We start from the raw sequence: 21,986 nt of genomic DNA on the forward strand, positions 1-21,986 counted from the left end.
GGGGCCGCCTACCCCGGCCGACGGCGGACACGCCCGCCCGGCGAACCGATTACCGAACGCGGAGCCTCGGCAGACGACGTCCTTGGATGAGCGGCTCCGGGTGGTCTTGGCGCCCAGCGCAGCGAGGCGATCAGCCGGTCCGCGCGGGGGGCTCGACCGGCCGTCCAGCACGCCGATGACGAACGCGCCGCCTCGGATCGTCGGCCATCGATGCAAATCGGCGACCGGCGGAGAATTCGCCGACCGAGCACGGCGACGCACCCTTGATCAGGTCCCGATAAAGCGGATCAAGCCAGGTCAGGCCGCCTTTCCACGCGAGCGAAACCGCCTGGAGCGCCACGCCACCGGAAAAGGGGAAATACGTCACCGGCCGCGCATTCATCGGCATAAACGCGGTGAATTCGACGGCATACAATCCCATAGGTGATACGGAACCTGGCCCGCCGGTGGTCGTGCCTGATCCTGGGCGGAGCGCTGCTGATGCCGTACATGATGGTCGGCAGCCTGATCGCGGGCCTGGGGAGCGGCAGGACGGCCAACCTGCTGCTGCTGCCCGCGCAGGTCGGCGTGTTCTTCGCGATGCTGCCCGTCGTGGCGGTGACCGGGCTGTTCCTGCCGATACGCGGGCTTGAGGTGAGCGCGGCGCAGGGCCTGCTCGGAGCCCGCGTGCTCACCCCGCCCCGGCAGCCGGGCCGGTCCTGGCAGGAGCGGCGGCGCACCGCCGCCTGGTTCACGCTCCACCTGGGCGTCGGCGGCGTGGTCAGCGGCTGCACGCTGGCGATCGTGCCGTTCACGATCTTCACGGTCGTGGTGTTCTTCACCGGCCCGCCCACGCAGACGATGGGGCTGGAGATCGCGCCGGGCTGGAACGCGTTCCTGTGGGCGCTGGCCGGAGTGGCGTTGCTGGCCGGGCTGGTCGCGCTGGCGGCCGGAGCCGGTGCGCTGCTGGCCAGGCTCGCGCCCGTCCTGCTCGGCCCCACGCCGGCCGAACGGCTGGCCGCCGCCGAGGAGCACGCCCGCGCGCTGGCCGAGCGCAACCGCCTGGCCCGTGAGCTGCACGACTCCGTCGGCCACGCGCTCAGCGTCGTCACCCTGCAGGCCGCGGCGGCGGGGCGGGTCCTCGACCGCGGCTCCGACGGCGCGCCCCAGACGGCGCGCAGCGCGCTGGCCGCCATCGAGCAGTCGGCCCGCGCCGCCCTCGCCGATCTCGACCACGTCCTCGGCCTGCTCAGAGACGACGACGCCGCGCCGCGAACGGCCGGGGACCCGAGCGACGGGCGCCCTACGGCCGGGGACCCGAGCGACAGCCCCCGTACGGCCGGGGACCCGAGCGACAGCCCCCGTACGGCCGGGGACCCGAGCGGCGGCACCCGTACGGATTGGGACACCAGCGACAGCCCCCGTACGGCCGGGAACGCGAGCGACGGCCCGGCCGGGCGCCCTGACGACCGGCGCGGCAGAGCGCCGCAGGCGACTCTGGACGACCTCGGCGACCTCATCACCACCTCGGGCGCTTCCGTGGACCAGCAGGTGGGCGACCTGTCGGAGGTGCCGGCCGTGGTGTCCCGCGAGGCGTACCGGATCGTTCAGGAGGCCCTCACCAACGCCATCAAGCACGGCGCCCACGGCCCCATCCGCCTGACCGCCGCCGTGCACGGCGGCGACCTGCGCGTGGAGGTCGTCAACCCGTGCGACGGGCGGCGCGGCGACGGCATCCAGAGCGGCAAGCTGAGCGGCGTCCAGAGCGGCATCCAGAGCGGCGTCCAGAGCGGCGGGCTGAGCGGCGGACGGGGCCTGGCGGGGATGCGGGAGCGGGTCAGGCTGCTGCGCGGCGACCTGGAGGCCGGTCCCACGGAAACCGGCTGGCGCGTGGCCGCCCGCCTGCCGCTACGGTCGAGTCCGTGACACTGCGTGTCGTGATCGCCGACGACGAGGACCTCATCCGCGCCGGCCTGCGCATCATCATCGACTCCGAGCCCGACCTGACCGTGGTGGGCGAGGCCGCCGACGGCGCGGAGGCGCTGACCGTGGTCCGCCGCGAGCGGCCCGACGTCGTGCTGATGGACGTCCGCATGCCCGCCGTGGACGGCATCCGAGCCACGGAGCGGCTGCTGGCCCTGGACCAGCCGCCCAAGGTGCTGGTGGTGACGACGTTCGAGAACGACGACTACGTCTACGACGCGCTGCGCGCGGGCGCCAGCGGCTTCCTGCTCAAGCGCACGAAGCCGGACGATCTCGTCCAGGCGGTGCGCCTGGTGGCGGCGGGCGACTCGCTGCTGTTCCCCGCCGCGATCCGCGCCCTGGCCGGCCGCCGGTCACGGGCGGGCTCGCCGGAGCGGGTGCCGGGCATCGACCGGCTGACCGAGCGTGAGGGCGACGTGCTGCGGCTGATGACCAAGGGCCTGTCCAACCAGGAGATCGCCGCCGCACTGGTGGTCAGCCAGGAGACCGTCAAGACGCACGTGGGCAACGTGCTGACCAAGCTGGGTGCGCGCGACCGCACCCAGGCCGTGATCGCCGCGTACGAGTCGGGCTTCGTCTCCCCCGGCTGACGTCTCCCGCCTGACAGCTCCCCCGGCTGGCGTCTCCCCCGGCTGGCGTCTCCCCCGGCTGACCGGGCGCCGCGCCGGAAGCGTGCGGCGCGGCGCCCGGATCACTTGCGTACGCCGCCGCGCCGCAGCAGCTCGGCGGCGGGTACGACGGTCGCCTCCGCGGCGCTCATCCCCGTGGCGGCCAGGGCCTGGTCGACGAGGTGGAGGCCCACCGCGTACCCGGCCATGTCGGGGATGCCGCGCGGCTCGCCGCCGAAGCGGCGCGCGATGGTGTCGCCCAGCACGTACGCGGGCGTGTTCTGCATCCCCTGCAGGTCGAAGTCGGCCATGATCTTCGCGAAGGCGCCCTCGAACGCCTCCCCGGTCACCATGGACGACCACGGACCCATGGCCTCGGGCCCCGACTGCTCGCGGACGAACGCCTCGGCCAGCCCTTCGGCGACCACGTGCTCGCCCACGGTCACGGCGACCGGGTTCCACTCCACGTTGGAGAAGCGCACGTGGTGGTGGAACTCGTGCACCGCGAGGTGCGAGATCCGCCCGATGACCTCGTCGGACGGCCAGGCCAGCAGGTAGATGTAGCCGGTGCCGGCGCCCATGCCGTAGTAGCCGCCGGACGTCTTCATCAGGTGCTCGTTGCCGGGGTCGCCCATGATGAGGTAGACGTCCAGCTTGCCGGGCTGCTTGGCGTCGCCGAGCGCCTGCGAGGCGCGTTCCAGCTCGTGCTTCACCTGGCCGAGCACGTCCTGCTCGATCATGCGGCGCACGGCGGGCAGGTAGCGCGGGTCGTCGGCGTCGACGCGGAAGCCGCCGCCCTGGTGGTGGATGTCGACGATGTCGCCCGGCATCGGGATCTGCGCGCGCATCGGCTCCAGGATCTCCCGCAGCGCGTCCGGCCTGCGCTCCAGCGGCTGCTCCAGCAGGGACGCGATGGGCGTGAGGGTGTCGTGAACGATGAACTCCATGGCCCCGGACGCTAAACCCTCACGTTACGTGAGGCTCAAACGGTTTTCCGCCGCCCGGTCACAGCGGGGCCTCGTCACCCGGGTCCTCGCCGGGTGAGCGGCCCGGTGTGCGCTGCCCGCTCTCCGACGGCGACGGCGACTCGGACGGCGAGGGCTGCGGGTTGGGCGTCTCGGGCGTCGGCGGCGGCGTGGGCACGAACACCGTCGGCGGGAGCTGGCGCGGCTGCGGCTGGCTGTCCTGCCGCCCGAACACCAGCATGAGCAGGATCGCCACCACGAGCAGCAGAAGGATGATCACGGCGAGCGCGGCGAGCAGCACGCGCTTGCGGGTCTCGGTCAGCGGCCGCCGGGGGCGCGGCGGGCCGGGCAGCGCGGGGGCGCGGTCGGTCAGCCAGTACGGCACGAAGTCCGGCCCGTGCGCCTGCCCGATGAGCGTCCCGCCCACCATGACCGGCTCCAGGAACCGTTCGGCGCCCGGCCGCCCCGGCTGGTACGGCACCGCCACCCACGGCGCCCGCCCGCCGTCGTACATGAGCACCTCGGGCATGCCCTCGAGCACGGCGCCGCCGGTACGCGGCCTGGCGGGACGGGTGAGCCAGCCGCGCACGCCCGACCGCTCCCGGCCGCCCGCCTCCTTGATGGCGGTGACGAACCGGTCGCGGGCCGCGGCGTCGTAGGCGGCGCCCCGGGTGAGCACCGCCAGCGAAACGGCGCGCCCGTCGGGGCCCTGGCCGAGGTACACGAAGCCGGCGGGCGCGCTGTGCAGGCGCGCCTGCACCACGTAGGGCCCCAGCCGGGGTGGGTCGCCGTACTGCAGGGGACTTGCCACGTTTGCCATGTAAGCACAGACGTGGCGTCGTGCGAGTTTGCGGCGCGTTTGGTGGAATGGGCGTCATGAGCGTCGCCGAAGAGTTGCCAGGCGGAAACGACGCGGCATTGCTGCGTCAGAGTCTCGACGAGGTCCGGCGTGTCATCGTCGGCCAGGACCACATGGTCGAACGCCTCGTCGTGGCGCTGCTGGCGCGCGGGCACTGCCTGCTCGAAGGGGTGCCGGGGGTCGCCAAGACCCTCGCCGCCTCCACCCTGGCCACCGTCGTGGGCGGCACGTTCGCCCGGATCCAGTTCACTCCCGACCTCGTGCCGAGCGACATCGTCGGCACCCGCGTCTACCACCCTTCCAACGAGAAGTTCGATGTCGAGCTCGGCCCGGTCTTCGTGAACTTCCTGCTGGCCGACGAGATCAACCGCGCCCCCGCCAAGGTGCAGTCGGCGCTGCTGGAGGTGATGGCCGAGCGCCAGGTCACGCTCGCGGGCGTCACCCATCCGCTGCCCAAGCCGTTCATCGTGCTGGCCACACAGAACCCGATCGAGTCCGAGGGCGTCTACCCGCTGCCCGAGGTGCAGCGCGACCGGTTCCTCTTCCGGGTGCGCGTCCCCCATCCCAGCGCCCACGAGGAGCTGGAGATCCTGCACCGCATGAGCGTCACACCGCCCGTGCCCGAGCGCGTGCTCGACCCGCCCAAGCTGCTGGAGCTGCAGAAGGCGGCCGAGCAGGTCTCGGTGCACCAGCTCGTCGCCGACTACGTCGTGCGGCTGGTGATGTCCACTCGCAGCCCGGCCGAGTACGGCCTGCCCGACCTCAGCGACACGATCGAGGTCGGGGTCAGCCCGCGCGCGACGCTCGGGCTGGTGTCGGCGGGGCGGGCGCTCGCGCTGCTGCGCGGGCGCGACTACCTGCTGCCCGACGACGTACGCGACGTCGCCGTGGACGTGATGGCACACCGGCTGATGCTCACCTTCGACGCCCTGGCCGACGGGGTCGATCCCGAGGACGTCGTCAAGCAGATCCTGCACGCCGTGCCCCCTCCCCTCGTCGTCTGGAACCAGAACCGTTGAGCACCACTGCCGAACAGGCGCTGCGGCGGCTCGAGCTGACGGTCACCCGCCGGCTCGACGGCCTGCTGCACGGCGCGCACCAGGGCCTGCTGCCGGGCACCGGCAGCGAGTCCGGCGACAGCCGGGTCTACGTGCCGGGCGAGGACGACGTGCGCCGCATGGACTGGGCGGTGACCGCCCGCACGACCATCCCCCACGTACGCGACCTGATCGCGGACCGCGAGCTGGAGACCTGGGCACTGGCCGACCTGTCGCCCAGCATGGACTTCGGCACCGCCGACACCGACAAGCGCGACCTGGTGGTCGCGGCGGTCGGCGCGATCGGGTTCCTGTCCAGCCGCATGGGCGACCGCTTCGGCGCGCTCGTCATCCACGACGAGTACGTCCACCGCATGCCCGCCCGCACCGGCCGCCCCGCGCTCTACGGCCTGCTGCACTCCCTCATGGACGCGCCGCGCGGCCGCGTGGTGCCCGACCCGCCGGACCTCGCCGAGGGCATCGACATCCTGAACGCCACGCGCCGCCGCCGCGGCATGCGGCTGATCGTCTCCGACTTCCTCGACGCGAGTCCCGACCTCGACCCCGACGCCGAGCGGCCGTGGGAGCGCCCGATCCGGCGGCTGGCGGCCCGCCATCAGGTGCTGGCCGTCGAGGTCATCGACCCGCGCGAGCTGGAGCTGCCGGACGTGGGCCGGGTCGCGTTCGCCGACCCCGAGACCGGGAACGTACGCGAAGTGCACCTTTCGCCGAAAATCCGGCAGGCGTACGCGGAGGCGGCGGCCCTGCAGCGCGAGGGCACCCGCCTGGCCCTGCGCCGCGCCGGCGTCGCCCACCTGGTGCTGCGCACCGACCGCGACTGGGTGTTCGACGTCGCGCAGTTCGTGTTGCGCCAGCGCCGCATGAGCCACCTCGCCCACAGGAGACCGACCGCATGACGTTTCTCGCCCCCGGCTGGCTGTGGTTGTTCGTGCTGGTGCTGCTGCTCGTGGCGGGCTACGTGGCGGCCATGTTCGCGCGCCGCCGCTACACGGTGCGCTTCACCAATCTGGCCCTGCTCGACCTCGTCGCCCCCGCAGGGCCCGGCTGGCGCCGCCACGTGGCGCCCGCGCTGTTCCTCGTCATGATGTCGCTGCTGGTGATCGGCGCCGCCAAGCCCGCCGACCAGGTACGCGTCCCCCGCGACCGCGCCACCATCATCATCGCCCTGGACATCTCGCTGTCCATGGACGCCGACGACGTGCAGCCCGACCGCATCAGCGCCGCCAAGGCCGCCGCGCAGGCGTTCGCGCAGGAGCTGCCCGACCGCTTCAACGTGGGCGTGGTCTCCTTCGCCCGCTCGGCCAACGTGATCGTCTCCCCCACCACCGACCACCAGGCCGTGATCACCGCGCTCGGCAACCTCACCACGCGGCCCGGCACCGCCATCGGCGAGGCCGTGTTCAACTCGCTGGAGTCGGTGCGCTCGTTCGACCAGCAGGCCGCGACCGACCCGCCGCCGGCCGCGATCGTGCTGCTGTCCGACGGCGACAACACCTCGGGCCGCTCGGTCAGCGAGGCCATCGAGGCGGCCGCGCAGGCCGGCGTGCCGGTCTCCACGATCGCGTACGGCACCCAGGAGGGCACGGTCAACATCGACGGCCGCCCGGTCAACGTGCCGGTCAACAAGCAGACGCTGCAGGCGCTCGCCGACGGCACCAGCGGACGGGCGTACACCGCCGAGTCCGGTAGCGAGCTGCGCGAGGTCTACGAGCAGATCGGCACCTCGCTCGGCTACAAACTGGTCAACCAGGAGATCACGCAGTGGTTCATCGTGGCCGCGCTCGTGGCCGGGCTGCTGGTGGCGGGCGCCGCGGTCTTGTTCGGTACGCGGATCCCGTAACGTTTGGCGACGTGGCCCATTACTTCTCCGAGCAGCCCGAGACCGCGAGCAGGCCGGCGTCGGTCGATCTCGTCCTGCCCGACCTGCATCTGCGGCTGGAGACCGACCGCGGCGTGTTCTCGCCCGAGCGGATCGACGTCGGCACGCGCGTGCTGCTGGAGAGCGTCCCGCCGCCGCCTCAGGAGGGCGACCTGCTCGACCTGGGCTGCGGCTACGGGCCCATCGCGCTGACCATGGCCAAGCGGGCGCCCGGCGCCACGGTGTGGGCGATCGACGTCAACCGGCGCGGCCTGGAGCTGACCGAGCGCAACGCGAGCAAGGCGGGCCTCGGCAACGTGCGCGCCGTGCACATCGACGAGGTGCCGGACGGCGTGACGTTCCGCGCCATCTGGTCCAACCCCGCGATCCGCATCGGCAAGCAGGCGCTGCACGAGATGCTCACCAGGTGGCTGACCCGGCTGACGCCCGACGGCGTGGCCCACCTGGTCGTCCAGAAACACCTCGGCTCGGACTCCCTGCAGCGCTGGCTCGGCGAGCAGGGCTGGCAGGCCTCACGCGAGGCCAGCCGGGCCGCCTACCGCATCCTGAAGGTGACCCGTTGAGAAAACAGCTGCGCCCCACCGACGTCAAGCGGCTCAACCGCACCTGGCGCAGGAACACCGGCAACCGGCTCGCGCTCATCGTCGAGTCGGTCACCGGGCCGTTCAACATCGGCTCGATCTTCCGCAGCGCCGCCGCGTTCGGCGTGGACGAGATCTGGCTGGCCGGCAACGCCACCCCGCCCACCAACCCCAAGGCGGGCAAGACCGCGCTCGGCACAGAACGCCTGGTCACCTGGCACGACCCGGTCCCGGCCACCGAGGCGGTCAAGGCGGCGCGCGAGGAGGGCTACGCGGTGCTGGCCATCGAGCTGACCGCCGAGTCGGTGCCGCTGCACCGCGCCGACCTCGACCGCGACGTGTGCCTGGTGGTCGGCAGCGAGGACCACGGCTGCTCCCCGGCCCTGCTGGAGGCCGTCGACGGCGCCTGCTACATCCCGCAGGTCGGGCGGGTCGGCTCGTTCAACGTGGCGGTCGCGGCGGCCATCGCGCTCGCCGAGGCGCGGCGGCAGGAGTGGCAGAATCTCCCCGATTCGTAACCGCACCGTTCATCACGAAGGGGCATACTTCTCCACGTGCTGAGCCGTCGATTCGCCTTCCTCGACCATCCGGGCCCGCTGGCCTTCGCCCACCGCGGTGGTGCGGCCGAGGGCGCTGAGAACACCGTCGCCGCCTTCGAACGCGCGATCGGGCTCGGCTACACGTACCTGGAGACCGACGCGCACGCCACCTCCGACGGGGTGCTGATCGCCTTCCACGACCACACCCTCGACCGGGTGACCGACCGGCGCGGCCGCATCTCCGAGCTGCCCTACCGGACGGTCAAGCAGGCGCGCATCAACGGCGTGCACGAGATCCCGCTGATGGAGGACCTGCTCGGCACGTGGCCGGAGATCCGTTTCAACATCGACGTCAAGGAGTGGGCGGCCATCGGCCCGCTGGCCGAGGCGATCAGGCGTACCAACTCCTATGACCGGATCTGCCTGACCTCGTTCAACGACGAGCGCCTGGAGGCGGCCAGGCGGGCGCTGGGCAGGGAGGTGTGCTCCTCGCTCGGCCCGCGCGGCGTGGCCGCGCTGCGCGCCGCCGCCGCCACCTCCGGCTACGGCCGCACGCTGGCGCGCCTGTCGCGCTCCGGGATCCCCTGCGCGCAGGTGCCGGTCGGCTTCCGCGGGCTGCGGGTCACCACGCGCGCCCTGGTCCGTACGGCGCACGCCATCGGCATGCAGGTGCACGTGTGGACGATCAACGACACCGCCCGCATGGAGCAGCTGCTGGATCTCGGCGTCGACGGCATCATGACCGACAACGTCACCGGCCTGCGCAACGTGCTCGACCGCCGCGGGCTCTGGCATTCCGGCCTGGCGGCCTGAGATCGTAGCGGCACCGTCCCGACACGCCCGGCCCCCGCGCAGAGGGCCCCAGAGGAGCGACACGACACCATGCCCGCATCCGCACCCCCCGCGGCCCTCGACGACTCCCCCGCAGCGCGCCGCCGCGAGCAACGCGGCTGGTACTTCTACGACTGGGCCAACTCCGCCTTCTACACCGCGGTCATCTCGGTCTTCCTCGGCCCCTACCTGATCCCGGTCGCCAAGACCGCGGCCTGTGCCAAGGACTTCCCGGACGTGGCCTCCGACACGTGCGTGTCGGCCTTCGACGAGCTGGCCGCCGCCAACCCCGGCCTCGGCTACGTGGACGTGCTCGGCGCCGACATCCGGCCGGCCGCGTTCTTCGGCCTGATCACCACGGTCGCGGTGCTGCTGCAGATCGTGTTCCTGCCGATCGTGGGTGCGCTGGCCGACCACACCGGGCGCAAGCGCGAGATGCTCGGCGTGTTCGCCTACATCGGCGCGCTGGCCGCGATGGGCCTGTTCTTCGTCGAGGGCGACCGCTACATGCTCGGCGGCGTGCTGTTCGTCATCGCGAACCTGGCCTACGGCTCCTCGGTCGTGGTGTACGACTCGTTCCTGCCGCAGATCTCCACCGCCGAGGAACGCGACGCGGTCTCCTCGCGCGGCTGGGCGATCGGCTACCTCGGCGGCGGCCTGCTGCTCGCGCTCAACCTGGTCCTCTACCTCCAGCACGAGAACCTCGGGCTGACCGAGGGCATGGCGGTGCGGATCTGCATGATGTCGGCGGGCCTGTGGTGGGCGACGTTCACGATCATCCCGTTGCTGCGGCTGCGCAACCGTCCCGTGCCCGCCCACGAGACGACGGCGCTGGCCTCGGTCGGCGGCAGCCTCCGGCAGCTCGGCCGCACCATCGCCGGGCTGCGCAAGTATCCGCTGACGCTGCTGTTCCTGGTGGCGTACCTGGTCTACAACGACGGCGTGCAGACGGTGATCGCCAACAGCGCGGCGTTCGCGTCGGAGGCGCTGAAGCTGCCGCAGACCGTGCAGATCACCGCGATCCTCATGGTGCAGTTCGTGGCGTTCTTCGGCGCGCTGCTGCTGGGCCGGCTGGCGCGCGGCTTCGGCACCAAGCGCACGGTGCTGGCGAGCCTCGTGCTGTGGACGGCGATCGTGGCGATGGCCATGTTCGTGGCCGAGGGGCAGGCGGTGCAGTTCTACCTCATGGCGTTCGCGATCGCGATCGTGCTGGGCGGCACGCAGGCGCTGTCGCGCTCGCTGTTCTCGCTGGTCATCCCGAAGGGACGGGAGGCCGAGTACTTCAGCCTGCTGCAGATCAGCGACAAGGGCTCGGCGTTCATCGGCGCGCTGACGGTGACGATCGCGCTGCAGCTCACCAACAGCTACCGGATCGCGATCATGTCGATGATCGTGTTCTTCGTGATCGGCTTCGTGCTGCTGGCGCTGACGAACCTGCCCAAGGCCATCCGCGCGGCCGGCAACGAGGTCCCCGAGCGCATCTGACGCCCACGGACGGCTAGGACGTGAGCACGACCCCGCCGACGCCGCTGCGCCCGGCGGGCATGCCCACCAGGTCGACACTCACCCTGGGGCGGACGCGTTCGCCGACGACGGCGGCGATCACGTCCGTCACGCCGGAGATCAGGCGGGCCACGATGTCGTCGGCGTCCGGCCGGCCGAAGGCGGCCTCCTTGATGGCGAACGTCACGCTCGGCGCGGGATCCGCGGCGGGCTTGCCGCCGATGCCCCAGCGGCCCGCCGGGACGCCGACGAGCCGGACCTCGGCGATCTCGCGCGCCCACTCACCGTAGACGGCGACGACGGCGTCGGTCAGCGCCTCGATCCGCCGCCCGAGGAGCTGCGCTCGCTCGACCTCGCGCCGCGGCATCTGTCGCTGCTGTCGATGCTCCTGCTCGACGGCCCGCTGAGCGTCTCCCAGCTCGCCGACCGGCTGAGCGTCGCGCCGACCACCGTGAGCCTCCTGGTCGGCGAGCTGAGCCGCAAAGGCGTGCTGGAGCGGCGGGAGGACGACGCCGACCGGCGCCGCCGCATCGTCGACATCAGCCCGGCGAGCCGCGGCCATCTCACGGTGGCTGTCCCCGGGGGCGCGGGCCTGGCAGCGCGCGCTGGCGCCGCTGACGGCCGAGCAGCGGCGGCTGGTCGTCGACACGCTGCTCGCGTACGAGTCCGCCGTCGCCGAGGCCCAGGAGGACGCCTAGCCGCGCCTGACGCCCCTCCGCAGAGGGACGGCCGCCGTCACGCTCGCTCGCTTCTGGGGCGGAAGCGGCCGGCCAGGGATCGGGCGAGCAGGACGGTCATCACTCCGGCGAACACGACCGACAGCAGGCCCATCCGCAGCCCGGCCAGGTCGGCCACGGCCCCCACGATGAGCGGCGAGATGAGGAAACCACCGCGCAGCAGCCAGCTCACGACGGTCAGCCCGGCGCCAGGAGGCAGCCCCGGCAGCTCGTCGGCGGCGTGCATGGCGGCCGGTACGACGGTGGCGACGCCCAGCCCGGCCAGCGCGAACCCGGCCAGTGCCGTCGCCACGGAGGGCACCGCCAGCGCGCCGCCCATCCCCGCGGCGGCCAGCAGGCCCCCGGCCCGCGCGACCGTCCGGTTGCCGAAGCGGTCCACGACGCGGTCGCCGGTGAGCCGCCCGACGGTCATGGCGGCCTGGAAGACGACGACGGCGAGCCCGGCGGTGGCGGCACCGGCGCCCAGGTCGCCGCTGAGGAACAGCGCACCCCACGACTCCCCCGCGTCCTCGACGAGCGCGCCGCAGGCGGCCAGCACGCCGAGCGCGATCAGCGCCCGCACGGCCGGCCGCCACCGCCTGCCGGCACGCCCCGTCGCGTCACCGGACGCCTCGGAGAGCACGCCCGGCCGCTTAGGAGCCGGCGTCGCCACGACCGCCCGTTCGGCATCGTCGGAGCCAGGGAGCAGGAAACGGTAGGCGACCAGGGCGACGGCGCTGATCAGCACGGCGGAGATCGTGAGGTGCACGGAGAGCGGCAGGTGCAGCCCGGCGGCGGCCGAGCCCATCAGCCCGCCCAGGACCGCGCCGATGCTCCACACGCCGTGGAACGAGTTCACGATGGAACGCCGGTAAAGGCGCTGCACACGAAGGCCGTGGGCGTTCTGGGCGACGTCCATGACCGCGTCGAGGGCGCCCAGGACGAACAGCACGCCCCAGAAGGCCGTCCAGTGCGACACGAACGGGATCGCCGGCGTCACGACCGCCATGGCCACGACCCCGAACGCCGCGACCCGCGCCGAGCTGAAGCGGCGCACGGCCGCACCCGCGAACAGCCCGGCCAGCAGCGCCCCGATCGGCATGCCCGCCACCGCGCCGCCGAAGACCGCGTTGCCGACGTCGAGCCCCGCCTTGATCTCCGGGTAGCGCGGGACGACGTTGAAGAACACGGCGCCGTTCGTGAGGAACAGCGCCGCGACGGCGGCACGGGCCCGCCGGGCTTGCTGATCGGGCGCGGGCATCGACCTTCCGTTCAGGGCCATGCGGTCTGCTCAGGTGGACGGCGAGGCGCGGCGCGGCGGCCGACGGGCGACCGGGCGGGGACGCTCTCCGCGCCTGGCGCCCCCGCCCGGAGTTCAACCGATCCGCCCGTACGACGTCAACTCGCGACGCGAGATGGTCCGCCGTACGGGCCGTCGCGCCGGATGCGGCGTTCCGGCACTTTCACAGAACCGATCAACACCCTGTCAGATCCGACGCAAGAATTGCCCATCGAGTTGAGTGAAACACATCACTCTTCCGAAAAACCGCCCCCAGACTCCCCATGAGGACGCTAACCACTCAGGAGTCTATGTGCGTCAGCGGAGTGACGATGATCACGCAGCGCACTTCCGGGAGTGCGGGGGCGGGGTGACGGCGACGGGGCAGCGCACTTCGGCGAGCGCGGCCTGGAGGACCGGCCCGATGAGCGCGCCCGCCCGCCTGCCGCTGCGCCCCAGCACGAGCAGCGTCGCCCCGCTCGCGCGCTCCACGATCGCCCTGGGCGGCCGCTCGGTCACGAAGTCGGCCGTCACGGGCACGCCAGGCCCTCCAGAGGCCAGGCGGCGCACCGCCTCTTCGAAGCTCCTCTCGGCCCCGGCCCGGATGGACCTGGCGTCCACGAACGGTTGCTCGTCCTCCCCCGGACGGTCGCAGGGATCCCACCAGCCGCAGACCGCCTCGAGGGAGCCGCCGCGAAGCGCCGCCTCCCGCAACGCGAACCGGAAGGCCGCCTGACTGGCCGGCGACCCGTCCAGCCCCACCACGATCCGCACCCCACCGGCGTCCTCGTCGGCCACGCCGCTGGGGTACGCCACGTCCCACTCCTCGCCGCCCTGCCTCTCCGACGGCCCGCCAGGGCGCTCCAGACCGCCGGCCCGCTCCCCGGACAGGTCGCCCGGGTACGCCACGGCCTGCTCGCCACCGGCCGGCTCCTCGGACGAGCCGTCGGGGCGTACCACGATGACCGGGGCGGGGCTGTGCGCGGGCACCTGGACGGCCGCCGACCCCACCCGCAGGTCCTCGAACCCTCCGACCCCGCGCGAGCCCAGCACCACCAGCTCCGCCTCGTGAGCGGCCTCCAGCAGCACCGCGGCGGCCGGCCGCTTGACCAGCAGCGGACGCACGTCCAGCGGACCGCCCAGTGCACGCGCCCGCCGCACGCCTTCTTCCACGACCCCGGCGGCGACCTGCTCGACCTCCGCCAGCAGCGTCCGGCTCACGGGGCGCAGCGCGTACGGCCAGTGCCAGGCGTGGCAGACGACCACGGGGCGCCCGCGCAGCCGCGCCTCCTGCACCGCCCACCGCAGCGCCTGCTCGCTCCCCGGCGACTCGTCGTAGCCCACCAGGACGAACCCCACGCCAGGCTCCCGCACCACGGCCCTCCCCACGAGGTGTCCGGCCCTCATGGGTGCGCTGCCCTGGCGACCGGCCCCGACTCTCCGGCCATGAGACTTTGACCTGCCCTTGGGCCACCGGCCTGACGTCCCCGCAGCCCGAACCTCCGCAGCGCGCACCACCCGGGCCTGCGCTCCGGAGCAGATGCGAGCCCGGACACGGCGAGCCGGCCCGCACCTGAAAACCGCCGGCACCGGCCGGAGAGAAGGCCCCGCACGCGAGAAGGCCGGGCCCGCACCCCCGAAGGGATGCGGGCCCGGCCCGTTACATGCTCGCCTGGTCAGGCGGCCACGATGTTCTCCGCCTGCGGGCCCTTCTGGCCCTGCACGACGTCGAAGGACACCTTCTGCCCCTCGAACAGCTCGCGGTAGCCACCGTCGGAGACGATGTTGGAGTAGTGGGCGAAGACGTCGGACCCGCCGCCGTCCTGCGCGATGAAGCCGAAGCCCTTTTCAGAGTTGAACCACTTGACGGTTCCGGTAGCCATGTCGATCTCCTTCAGAGATGGGTGCGATCCGCACCGTGCGGACCGCGGTGTCGCCGCGTGAAAGCCCATCCGGAGATGACCGGGAGAAAACAAAAAACGCGTCCAGCCGCACTCTGCCAGACGCGCACAAAGTCTTATGGGTACAACAACTGCAACTCGTTCACGCTATCACGCATCCCCCCGGCCGCCAAACCCGGCCACCGGAGCGAGCGCTTCGCCCCTCATGGCACGCGGCGGGACGGCAGGCGGGGCGGCTCACGCGCCGGACGGCGGGCTACGTGCGGGCAAAAAAATCCGGATATATGCCCCCCGTGCCGCGCGAGCACCGGCATCACCGCAGGTTACGGCCCTGATCGGCGATCACCTGAAGAACCATGGCCCCAAGCGCGATTGGATCACCTCACAGGTGGGAATCCCATCACGGTACCAAGCGTTAGACACCGTGGGAGACAGACCCCCCACGCAAGGGGGCCCTGTAGGAGGCATGTAAACATGGGCGAGCGCGCGCTTCGTGGCACCCGGCTCGGGGCAACCAGCTACGAGAACGACCGTAACACGGACCTGGCTCCGCGCCAGGAGGTGTCCTACACCTGTCCGAAGGGCCATCGCTTCGAGGTTCCGCTTGCCGCCGAGGCCGAGATTCCCGCCAGCTGGGAGTGCCGGATGTGCGGCGCCACCGCGGTGCGGGTGGACGGCGAGCAGCCGGAATCCAAGAAGACCAAGCCCCCGCGGACGCACTGGGACATGCTCTTGGAGCGGCGGTCCATCGAAGATCTTGAGGAGGTGCTCAACGAGCGGCTCGCGGTCCTCCGGGCCCAGCGTCGCAAGAGCGCCTGACCTCCTCTCACGGTGAACCCCCGGGCTTCAGGCCCGGGGGTTTCTCTGTGCCTTCGGCCGGCCGCACTTGTGCCCTCGGCCGGCCGCTGTGTCCTCTGTCGGCCGCACGTGTTGTGTCCTCGGCCGGCCGCACTGTTGTGTCCTCTGTCGGCCGCACGTGTGGTGTCCTCGGCCAATCGAACGCCCCTGCAACCCGTCGAGCATTCCTCGGGCCGGATGCGGTTGAGAGCCGGATGCGCTTCAGGACTCGTTGTCGTCGCGGATGACCTCGCCGTGCACCACGCGGGTGCCGCGAGGCGCGCCTGAGGCGGGGCCGGGGTCGTCGCCGGGGAAGCCGGACGTGGGCGGGAAGAGGTTCGCGTAGGGGGACGACTGCGCCAGCCGCTTGATCCGCCGTTCGAAGAACCACGAGCCCAGCCGGCGCATCATCGGCCGCGTGGCCGGGATCAGGCACAGCAGGCCGAACACGTCGAGGAAGAAGCCGGGCGCGAGCAGCAGCGTGCCGCCCACCAGGATGATGCCGCCGTCGGCCAGCTCCCGATCGGGCATCCGGCCGCTCTGCAGGGCCTCCTGCAGCGCCCGCCACGCCCTCCTGCCCTCGCGCCGCACCAGCCACGCGCCCAGCAGGCTGTCGGCGATGAGCAGGGCGATCGTGGCCGGTCCGCCGATCACCTGGCCGACCTGGATGAGCAGCCAGATCTCCAGGATGGGGATGACCAGAAAGGCCAGGAAGAGCAGCAGCCGCATCGTTCAAATCCTCGTTTCCGCACACGCGTCACTGCACTGGACAACGCCCGGCGCCTGCTGAGCGTTCCGCCGGATGCCGCGGGCCGCGCGATCCTCCGCCTGCATCGGGATGAAGCGCTCGGGCACGCCGTTACGGGTTCCGCCGGATGCCGCGGGCCGCGCGATCCTCCGCCCCTGCGGCAAGCCGCAGGAGCCGCCCGCCCTCTGGCGCTAGCCGCGCGGCCCGTCCCCCTTGAGGCGCTTGGGCAACCCGGTGACGCCCCACATGCCGATCCGCCACAGCGCCTCGGACATGATCTTGCCGCTCATCTTGCTCTTGCCGACCGTCCGCTCCACGAACGTGATCGGCACCTCCACCACCCGCAGCCCGTTACGCGCGGTGCGCAGCGTCAGGTCAACCTGGAAGCAGTAGCCCTGCGACTCGACGCCGGCCAGGCCCACCTTCTCCAGCGTGGCCGCGCGGTAGGCGCGAAAGCCCGCGGTCGCGTCACGGACCGGCAGGCCGAGCATCACCCGCGTGTAGAGGTTGGCGCCCTTGGACAGCAGCTCGCGGCGCTGCGGCCAGTTGACGACCTTGCCGCCCGGCACGTACCGGGAGCCGATGGCCAAGTCGGCGCCGTCGGCCAGCGCCTGCAGCAGCTTCGGCAGCTCCTCGGGCTGGTGCGAGCCGTCGGCGTCCATCTCGACCAGTACGTCGAAGCCCTCGTCGAGCCCCCAGCGGAACCCGGCGATATAGGCCGCGCCGAGTCCTTGCTTGCCCGGCCGGTGCAGGACGTGCACCTGCTCGTCGTCGGCGGCGAGGGCGTCGGCCACCTCGCCCGTGCCGTCGGGGCTGTTGTCGTCGGCCACCAGCACATGGGCCTCCGGCACGGCCGCGCGTACGCGCTGGACGATCGCCGGCAGGTTGTCGCGCTCGTTGTATGTCGGCACGACGACGAGCACCCGGCCGAGACTCTCCATCATCCGTCGTTCCTCATTTGATCGGCTCGCCGCCTGCCACGCCACGCGGCGAACCCGGCAGCCGCCGCTCCCATTACCATCAATGCCCATTCAGGAAGTGCGCCCACCTTTGTGGCGATTGTTTCCTGCGTACGTACGGGCACCTTGACCACGTTCATGTCAGCGACAAGCTCACGGGTCTGCCAGGAGACCTTACCGTCAGGCGTGACATAAGCGGATATACCGGTCGTGGCGGCGGTGACCACGGCCCTGTTGTGCTCGACCGCACGCAGCTTGGACATCGCGAGCTGCTGCGGCGGCAGGTTGGACAGGGCGTAGCTGGCGTTGTTGGTCTGCACGACGAGCGGGGTGCCGCCGGCCCGCACGGTGCCGCGTACGGTGTCGTCGTAGGCCACCTCGTAGCAGTTGACGGCGCCGATCGTGACCGGCCCCATCTTCAGATCGCCCGGCTTGTCACCGGGCACCGACTGCCTGCCGACGAGGTTCGCCCGCTCCCACAGCGCCAGCACGATCTCCTTGAACGGGGTGTACTCCCCGAACGGCACCAGATGCTGCTTGTCGTAGTAGGCGCCAGGCCCCGTCACCGGGTCCCAGACGAGGCTGCGGGTGGCGCGGTTCTCCTCGCCGATGGCCACGACCGCCCCGACCAGCGTGGGCACGCCGACGTCGCGCACGGAGTCGTGGATGACCTGGCGGGCGTACTCGTCGCGGTAGGGGTCGATGTCGGTGGAGTTCTCCGGCAGGACCACGATGTCGGGCTTGGGCAGCTTGCCGTCGCGTACGGCCTGGGCCAGGCGCTTGGTCTCGTTGGCGTGGTTGCGCAGCACCACGGCGGGCTCGTCGCCGAGCGCGTACATGCCGCGGCCCGGCACGTTGCCCTGCACGATGCCGATGTTGACGGTACGGCCCTCGTCGCCGTACCTCGGCACCGCGAGCCCCAGCACGGGCACGGCCACCGCCAGCGCGACCGGCACCAGCCTGCCCGCGCCCCCGATCGGGCCCTTGACCGCGAACTGCCGCCGGTCCACCACCGCGTACGCGAGCAGCGCACCGCACAGCGCGACCGCGAACGACACCAGCGGCGCGCCGCCGAGCGCGGCGTACGGGGTGAACATCGACTCGCCCTGGCTGAAGGCCGCGCGCGCCCACGGGAAGCCGCCGATCGGCACCAGGCCGCGCGCCCACTCCATCAGCACCCACAGGCCGCCGAACCACAGCGGCCAGGCCCGCAGCCGGAACACCGGCGCCGCGAGCGCGGCCATGGCGGCGTAGAAGACGCTCTCGGTGGCCACCAGCATGAGCCACACGTCGTCGCCGATCGTGCGCACCCAGGCGACGCCGGGCAGCAGGAACGCCGCCGCCCCCAGGTAGCCGAGCCAGGCGGCGCGGCGGGGGCGGGCGCCGTAGAGGGAGGCGGCGATCAGGCCGATGCCGAGCGGCGCGCACAGCCACCAGTCGAGCGGCGGGAACGCCAGGAACAGCGTCACGCCACCGGTGACGGCGGCGAGCATCCGCGCGAGCAGCACCTGCCACCTCTCCCCCGGCACCGCACGCCCCTCCCCCGAGCGCCCGGCATCGCCCTCGGATGCCCCCTGAGCCTCGGACCGCGCCTCGGCTCCAGCGGCATGGACATCGGGCGGCGCCTGAGCAGCGCCGGCCGTGGCGGCCGGCTGCGCCTCACCGGCGGCGGCCAGGGCGTCAAGCTCCGGCTTCGCGGCGGCAACCGGGGCGTCGGCGGTCGTGCCGACAGCGGCCCGCCCGGACACGGGCGTGGGATTCGTACGGTCCTGCACCACTCCGGGCTCTCCTCGCCACCTCGCAAACGCCTGCTTGCGAAAACGCTACCGCTCCCGGGCCGCACTCAGACCGGCACACCCCGCAGAAGATCGGAGAAGGGGAAAGACGGCAGGGCGGTCCCGCAGCGATCTGGGCGGGACCACCCGGCGCGTCGGCGGTCCTGGAACACGGGAACGGGAAGAGGGCCCGGAAACCCTTCGGACCGGACCCGTCTCGTCGGCGGCGAGCGCGGAATTCCGTTGTCTACTGGGCTCCCGGACCCGTCCCGGGTCCAACCCCCCGCCCGGTTGGGGTGCCCCGACTCGACGGACCGACGGCCCTGCACCTGGCTGTGTGGACGGAGTCGCGCTCCGTCACGGACGCAGGATCCGGCGATGTCAGAGACGGCCAACCGGCCAAGTCCCGTGCTGGACTGCGCAGCAAACTACCGACTCCACCTCAGATGTCAACCGTGTCCCGATCAGCAGAAACATCAAGTTTCAGCAGCTAGGACATGTTTGACTGGCGGCTTCAAAGCCGGTCAAACCCCATTCGCGGGCTCCGGTGAGCGGCTTGGCAAGTCCCGCAGCGCGGGCGACAGCGGGCGCTCGTGGACGACCCCGAGCCGCTGCGTCGCACGCGTGAGAGCAACATACAGGTCGCTGGGCCCTCGTGGCGACTGGGCGGCGATGAGATCGGGCTCCGCCACGATGACGGAGTCGAATTCGAGCCCTTTGGCGTCCGCGACGCTCATGACGGCGACGGGCGCGTCCAGGGCCTCGGCACCCCTGCCCCGCCCGGCGCCCGGCGTGACGGCGACCGTGCCGGGCACGGCGGCGGCGAGCCGGGCGCCGAGGTCGGCCACCATGTCGTCGGGGGCGACCACGGCCACCTTGCCGCCATCGGCCGCCTCGGCGGCGACCAGGTCCGGCAGCGCCGCGAGCGGCGCCGACCAGGGCCGGGTGCCCGCCTCGCGCACGGACATGGGCGCCCGCAGCTCCGGGTCGATGGTGGCGAGCACGCGGGCGGCGACGTCCATCAGCTCGACCGGGGTGCGGTAGTTGACGGTCAGCTCCTGCTGGCGCCAGCGCCCGGCCACGTACGGGTCGAGCACCTCCGCCCAGGAACGCGCCCCGGCGGCCGAGCCGGTCTGGGCGATGTCGCCGACGATGGTCATCGACCGGGTCGGGCAGCGGCGCATGACGGCCCGCCAGGCCATCGGCGACAGCTCCTGCGCCTCGTCCACGATGACGTGCCCGTAGGCCCAGGTGCGGTCGGCGGCGGCGCGCTCGGCGGTGGTGAGCTGGGGGCCGTCGGCGCGCTGGCGCTCGGCGAGGCGTTCGGCCTCCATCACGTCGGACAGGCCCGTGAGCTCCAGCACCTCGCGGGCGTAGGCCAGCTCGGCCTCGCGCTCGTTCTCCGCCGCCTGCCTGGCGGCGGCCAGCTCCTCCTCGGCCTGCATCGCGGTGGCGCGCAGCACCTGCTCGTCGATGTCGCCGAGGAGCTCGGCGGCCTCGTCGAGCAGCGGGACGTCGGACTCGGTCCACTCGCCGCCGTCACGGCGCAGCAGCAGGCGTTCCTCGGGGGTGAGCGAGGAGGCGGCGTAGTCGAGGCGCTCGGCGGAGCCGTACAGGCCGAGCAGGAGTCCCTGCGGCGTGAGGTAGGGCCACAGCCGGTTGAGCGCGGCCTTGACGACCGGCTCGGTGCGCAGGTCCTCACGCAGGTCGGCCAGCTCCTCGTCGTCGATGAGCCCCTTGCCGATCTTGCGGGCCTGCTGCCTGGCCAGCGCGTTGAGCAGGGTGCGCACGAACACGGTGCGGGCCTGGTTGTGGGGGCGGCGCGAGCGCTGGGCCTTGTTCCTGGCGGTCTCCATCATCTGCCGGTCGATGGTGAGCGTGATGCGGCCGAGCGGCAGCTCGATCGGCTTGCGCGGGACGCGCTGCCGGTCGCGTACGGCCTTGGCGATCACGTCGGCCATCCGGATGTCGCCCTTGAGCGCGGCCACCTCGGGACGCTCGCGCGCGGTGGCGGTGAGGCCGGGGTAGAGCTCGCCGATCGTGGACAGCAGCACGTCGGTCTCGCCGAGCGAGGGCAGCACCTGCTCGATGTAGCGCAGGAAGGTGAGGTTGGGCCCGATGATGAGCACGCCGCGGCGTTCGAGGCGCTCGCGGTGGGTGTAGAGCAGGTACGCGGCGCGGTGCAGGGCCACGACGGTCTTGCCGGTGCCGGGCCCGCCCTGCACCACCAGCACGCCGTTGAGGTCGCTGCGGATGACGCGGTCCTGCTCGGCCTGGATGGTGGCGACGATGTCGCGCATGCGGCCGGTGCGCCGCTCGTCGAGCGCGGCGAGCAGCGCGGCCTCGCCGTTGAGCGTGGCGCGGTCGTCGTCGGTGAGCGCGTCGATGTCGAGCAGGTCGTCATCGACGCCGACCACCTGGCGCCCCCTGGTCTGCAGGTGGCGGCGGCGGGTGACGCCCATGGGGGCGGCGGGGGTGGCGCGGTAGAAGGGCTGCGCGACGGGCGCCCGCCAGTCGATGAGCAGGCGGCGCTGCTCGTCGTCGGTCATGCCGATCTTGCCGATGTAGAGCCGCCCTTCCTCGACGTGGTCGAGCCGGCCGAAGGCGAGGCCGCGTTCGACCGCCCAGAGCCGGGCGAGGCGCGAGGCGTACATGCCCGCGAACGTGTCGCGCTCGGACCTGTTCTGCATCGTGCCGACGGCGCCCGCGGCGAGCACCTCCTTGAGCTGCCGCTGGGTACGCTCGCGCAGGGTGTCGAGGCGGTCGTAGAGGCGGGTGACGTACGCCTGCTCTTTTGCCAGTTCGGTTTGACGCGTTGCCGCCTGACCGTTAATGTGGTTAATGGGACACTCCGGGCCATTCTGCTTGTTGTTGCGACAAACGCCGACATTAGCACGCCTGCTTCACTGGTCTCAGCACTTTCCCCCTTTCCCGATCACGTCTTGGTCTCACTTCTTGACCGTCTCGCCTGCGGCTTCTTAGGGTC

General features: G+C 72.2%; 20 protein-coding genes and 1 pseudogene. 11 read left to right on the forward strand and 10 right to left on the reverse strand.

Annotated elements, in window-relative coordinates; translation table 11 throughout:
* Window positions 1–130 precede the first annotated feature (130 nt).
* The gene (locus tag WBK31_RS18435) at window positions 131–421 is read right to left on the reverse strand and encodes a hypothetical protein (RefSeq protein WP_364052831.1); all 291 of its coding nucleotides are present in this window, start codon (window positions 419–421) and stop codon (window positions 131–133) included.
* A 2-nt stretch (window positions 422–423) separates the two neighbouring features.
* Here WBK31_RS18435 and WBK31_RS18440 point away from each other — a divergent pair, with 2 nt between their 5' ends.
* Window positions 424–1,905, forward strand: coding sequence for a histidine kinase (locus tag WBK31_RS18440; protein ID WP_406675303.1), 1,482 nt, complete (start codon window positions 424–426; stop codon window positions 1,903–1,905).
* Window positions 1,902–2,552 carry a response regulator transcription factor gene (locus WBK31_RS18445; protein WP_364052837.1) on the forward strand — a complete coding sequence of 217 codons (651 nt, stop codon included), beginning with the start codon at window positions 1,902–1,904 and terminating at the stop codon, window positions 2,550–2,552. The genes WBK31_RS18440 and WBK31_RS18445 overlap by 4 nt, the downstream gene beginning before the upstream one ends.
* Window positions 2,553–2,653: 101 nt before the next feature.
* Here WBK31_RS18445 and WBK31_RS18450 read toward each other — a convergent pair whose 3' ends face one another.
* Complete coding sequence (locus WBK31_RS18450) at window positions 2,654–3,517, reverse strand: DUF2268 domain-containing protein (RefSeq protein WP_378788375.1); 864 nt, start codon at window positions 3,515–3,517, stop codon at window positions 2,654–2,656.
* Between the two features lie 58 nt (window positions 3,518–3,575).
* Complete coding sequence (locus WBK31_RS18455; RefSeq protein WP_364052843.1) at window positions 3,576–4,355, reverse strand: hypothetical protein; 780 nt, start codon at window positions 4,353–4,355, stop codon at window positions 3,576–3,578.
* Between the two features lie 56 nt (window positions 4,356–4,411).
* Here WBK31_RS18455 and WBK31_RS18460 point away from each other — a divergent pair, with 56 nt between their 5' ends.
* The 8 genes and pseudogenes from WBK31_RS18460 to WBK31_RS18495 form a co-directional block, all read left to right on the forward strand.
* Window positions 4,412–5,413 (forward strand): AAA family ATPase, encoded by a 1,002-nt coding sequence (locus WBK31_RS18460; RefSeq protein ID WP_364052846.1) that lies wholly within the window; start codon window positions 4,412–4,414, stop codon window positions 5,411–5,413.
* Complete coding sequence (locus WBK31_RS18465; protein WP_364052849.1) at window positions 5,410–6,348, forward strand: DUF58 domain-containing protein; 939 nt, start codon at window positions 5,410–5,412, stop codon at window positions 6,346–6,348. The genes WBK31_RS18460 and WBK31_RS18465 overlap by 4 nt, the downstream gene beginning before the upstream one ends.
* The gene (locus WBK31_RS18470; RefSeq protein WP_364052852.1) at window positions 6,345–7,292 is read left to right on the forward strand and encodes a VWA domain-containing protein; all 948 of its coding nucleotides are present in this window, start codon (window positions 6,345–6,347) and stop codon (window positions 7,290–7,292) included. The genes WBK31_RS18465 and WBK31_RS18470 overlap by 4 nt, the downstream gene beginning before the upstream one ends.
* An 11-nt stretch (window positions 7,293–7,303) precedes the next feature.
* Window positions 7,304–7,894 (forward strand): methyltransferase, encoded by a 591-nt coding sequence (locus WBK31_RS18475; RefSeq protein WP_364052855.1) that lies wholly within the window; start codon window positions 7,304–7,306, stop codon window positions 7,892–7,894.
* The gene (locus WBK31_RS18480; RefSeq protein WP_364052858.1) at window positions 7,891–8,430 is read left to right on the forward strand and encodes a TrmH family RNA methyltransferase; all 540 of its coding nucleotides are present in this window, start codon (window positions 7,891–7,893) and stop codon (window positions 8,428–8,430) included. Before WBK31_RS18475 ends, WBK31_RS18480 begins: the two co-directional genes overlap by 4 nt.
* Before the next feature lie 39 nt (window positions 8,431–8,469).
* Window positions 8,470–9,264 carry a glycerophosphodiester phosphodiesterase gene (locus tag WBK31_RS18485; protein ID WP_364057437.1) on the forward strand — a complete coding sequence of 265 codons (795 nt, stop codon included), beginning with the start codon at window positions 8,470–8,472 and terminating at the stop codon, window positions 9,262–9,264.
* Window positions 9,265–9,333: 69 nt separating this feature from the next.
* A complete protein-coding gene (locus tag WBK31_RS18490) occupies window positions 9,334–10,767 on the forward strand; it encodes an MFS transporter (RefSeq protein ID WP_364052861.1) in 1,434 nt (477 codons plus the stop codon).
* 400 nt (window positions 10,768–11,167) lie between these two features.
* Window positions 11,168–11,272 (forward strand): annotated as a pseudogene (locus WBK31_RS18495) (ArsR family transcriptional regulator); the annotation flags it as partial.
* A 248-nt stretch (window positions 11,273–11,520) separates the two neighbouring features.
* Here the strand turns inward: WBK31_RS18495 and WBK31_RS18500 are convergent.
* The 3 genes from WBK31_RS18500 to WBK31_RS18510 all read right to left on the reverse strand — a co-directional run bounded on the left by WBK31_RS18500 (window position 11,521) and on the right by WBK31_RS18510 (window position 14,663).
* Window positions 11,521–12,783: an MFS transporter gene (locus WBK31_RS18500; protein WP_406675304.1), complete on the reverse strand. Its 1,263-nt coding sequence runs from the start codon at window positions 12,781–12,783 to the stop codon at window positions 11,521–11,523.
* Window positions 12,784–13,116: 333 nt separating this feature from the next.
* Complete coding sequence (locus tag WBK31_RS18505) at window positions 13,117–14,139, reverse strand: universal stress protein (protein ID WP_406675305.1); 1,023 nt, start codon at window positions 14,137–14,139, stop codon at window positions 13,117–13,119.
* Between the two features lie 317 nt (window positions 14,140–14,456).
* Window positions 14,457–14,663 (reverse strand): cold-shock protein, encoded by a 207-nt coding sequence (locus WBK31_RS18510; protein ID WP_364052873.1) that lies wholly within the window; start codon window positions 14,661–14,663, stop codon window positions 14,457–14,459.
* 492 nt (window positions 14,664–15,155) lie between these two features.
* On the opposite strand from WBK31_RS18510, the gene WBK31_RS18515 reads away from it, so the two are divergent.
* Window positions 15,156–15,500: an RNA polymerase-binding protein RbpA gene (locus WBK31_RS18515; RefSeq protein WP_364052876.1), complete on the forward strand. Its 345-nt coding sequence runs from the start codon at window positions 15,156–15,158 to the stop codon at window positions 15,498–15,500.
* Between the two features lie 240 nt (window positions 15,501–15,740).
* On the opposite strand, the gene WBK31_RS18520 is transcribed toward WBK31_RS18515, so the two are convergent.
* The 4 genes from WBK31_RS18520 to WBK31_RS18535 form a co-directional block, all read right to left on the reverse strand.
* On the reverse strand, window positions 15,741–16,247 hold the full coding sequence (locus tag WBK31_RS18520) for an FxsA family protein (protein WP_364052879.1): 507 nt from the start codon (window positions 16,245–16,247) through the stop codon (window positions 15,741–15,743).
* A gap of 210 nt (window positions 16,248–16,457) precedes the next feature.
* Complete coding sequence (locus WBK31_RS18525; protein WP_364052882.1) at window positions 16,458–17,210, reverse strand: polyprenol monophosphomannose synthase; 753 nt, start codon at window positions 17,208–17,210, stop codon at window positions 16,458–16,460.
* Window positions 17,207–18,754: an apolipoprotein N-acyltransferase gene (lnt, locus tag WBK31_RS18530; protein ID WP_364052885.1), complete on the reverse strand. Its 1,548-nt coding sequence runs from the start codon at window positions 18,752–18,754 to the stop codon at window positions 17,207–17,209. Before lnt ends, WBK31_RS18525 begins: the two co-directional genes overlap by 4 nt.
* Window positions 18,755–19,524: 770 nt before the next feature.
* Entirely contained in the window at window positions 19,525–21,717 is a 2,193-nt protein-coding gene (locus WBK31_RS18535; RefSeq protein ID WP_406675306.1) for a HelD family protein, read from the reverse strand.
* Window positions 21,718–21,986 lie beyond the last annotated feature (269 nt).

Origin of the sequence: Nonomuraea sp. N2-4H (genome assembly GCF_045291505.1) — a bacterium.
Lineage (GTDB): Bacteria > Actinomycetota > Actinomycetes > Streptosporangiales > Streptosporangiaceae > Nonomuraea > Nonomuraea fastidiosa.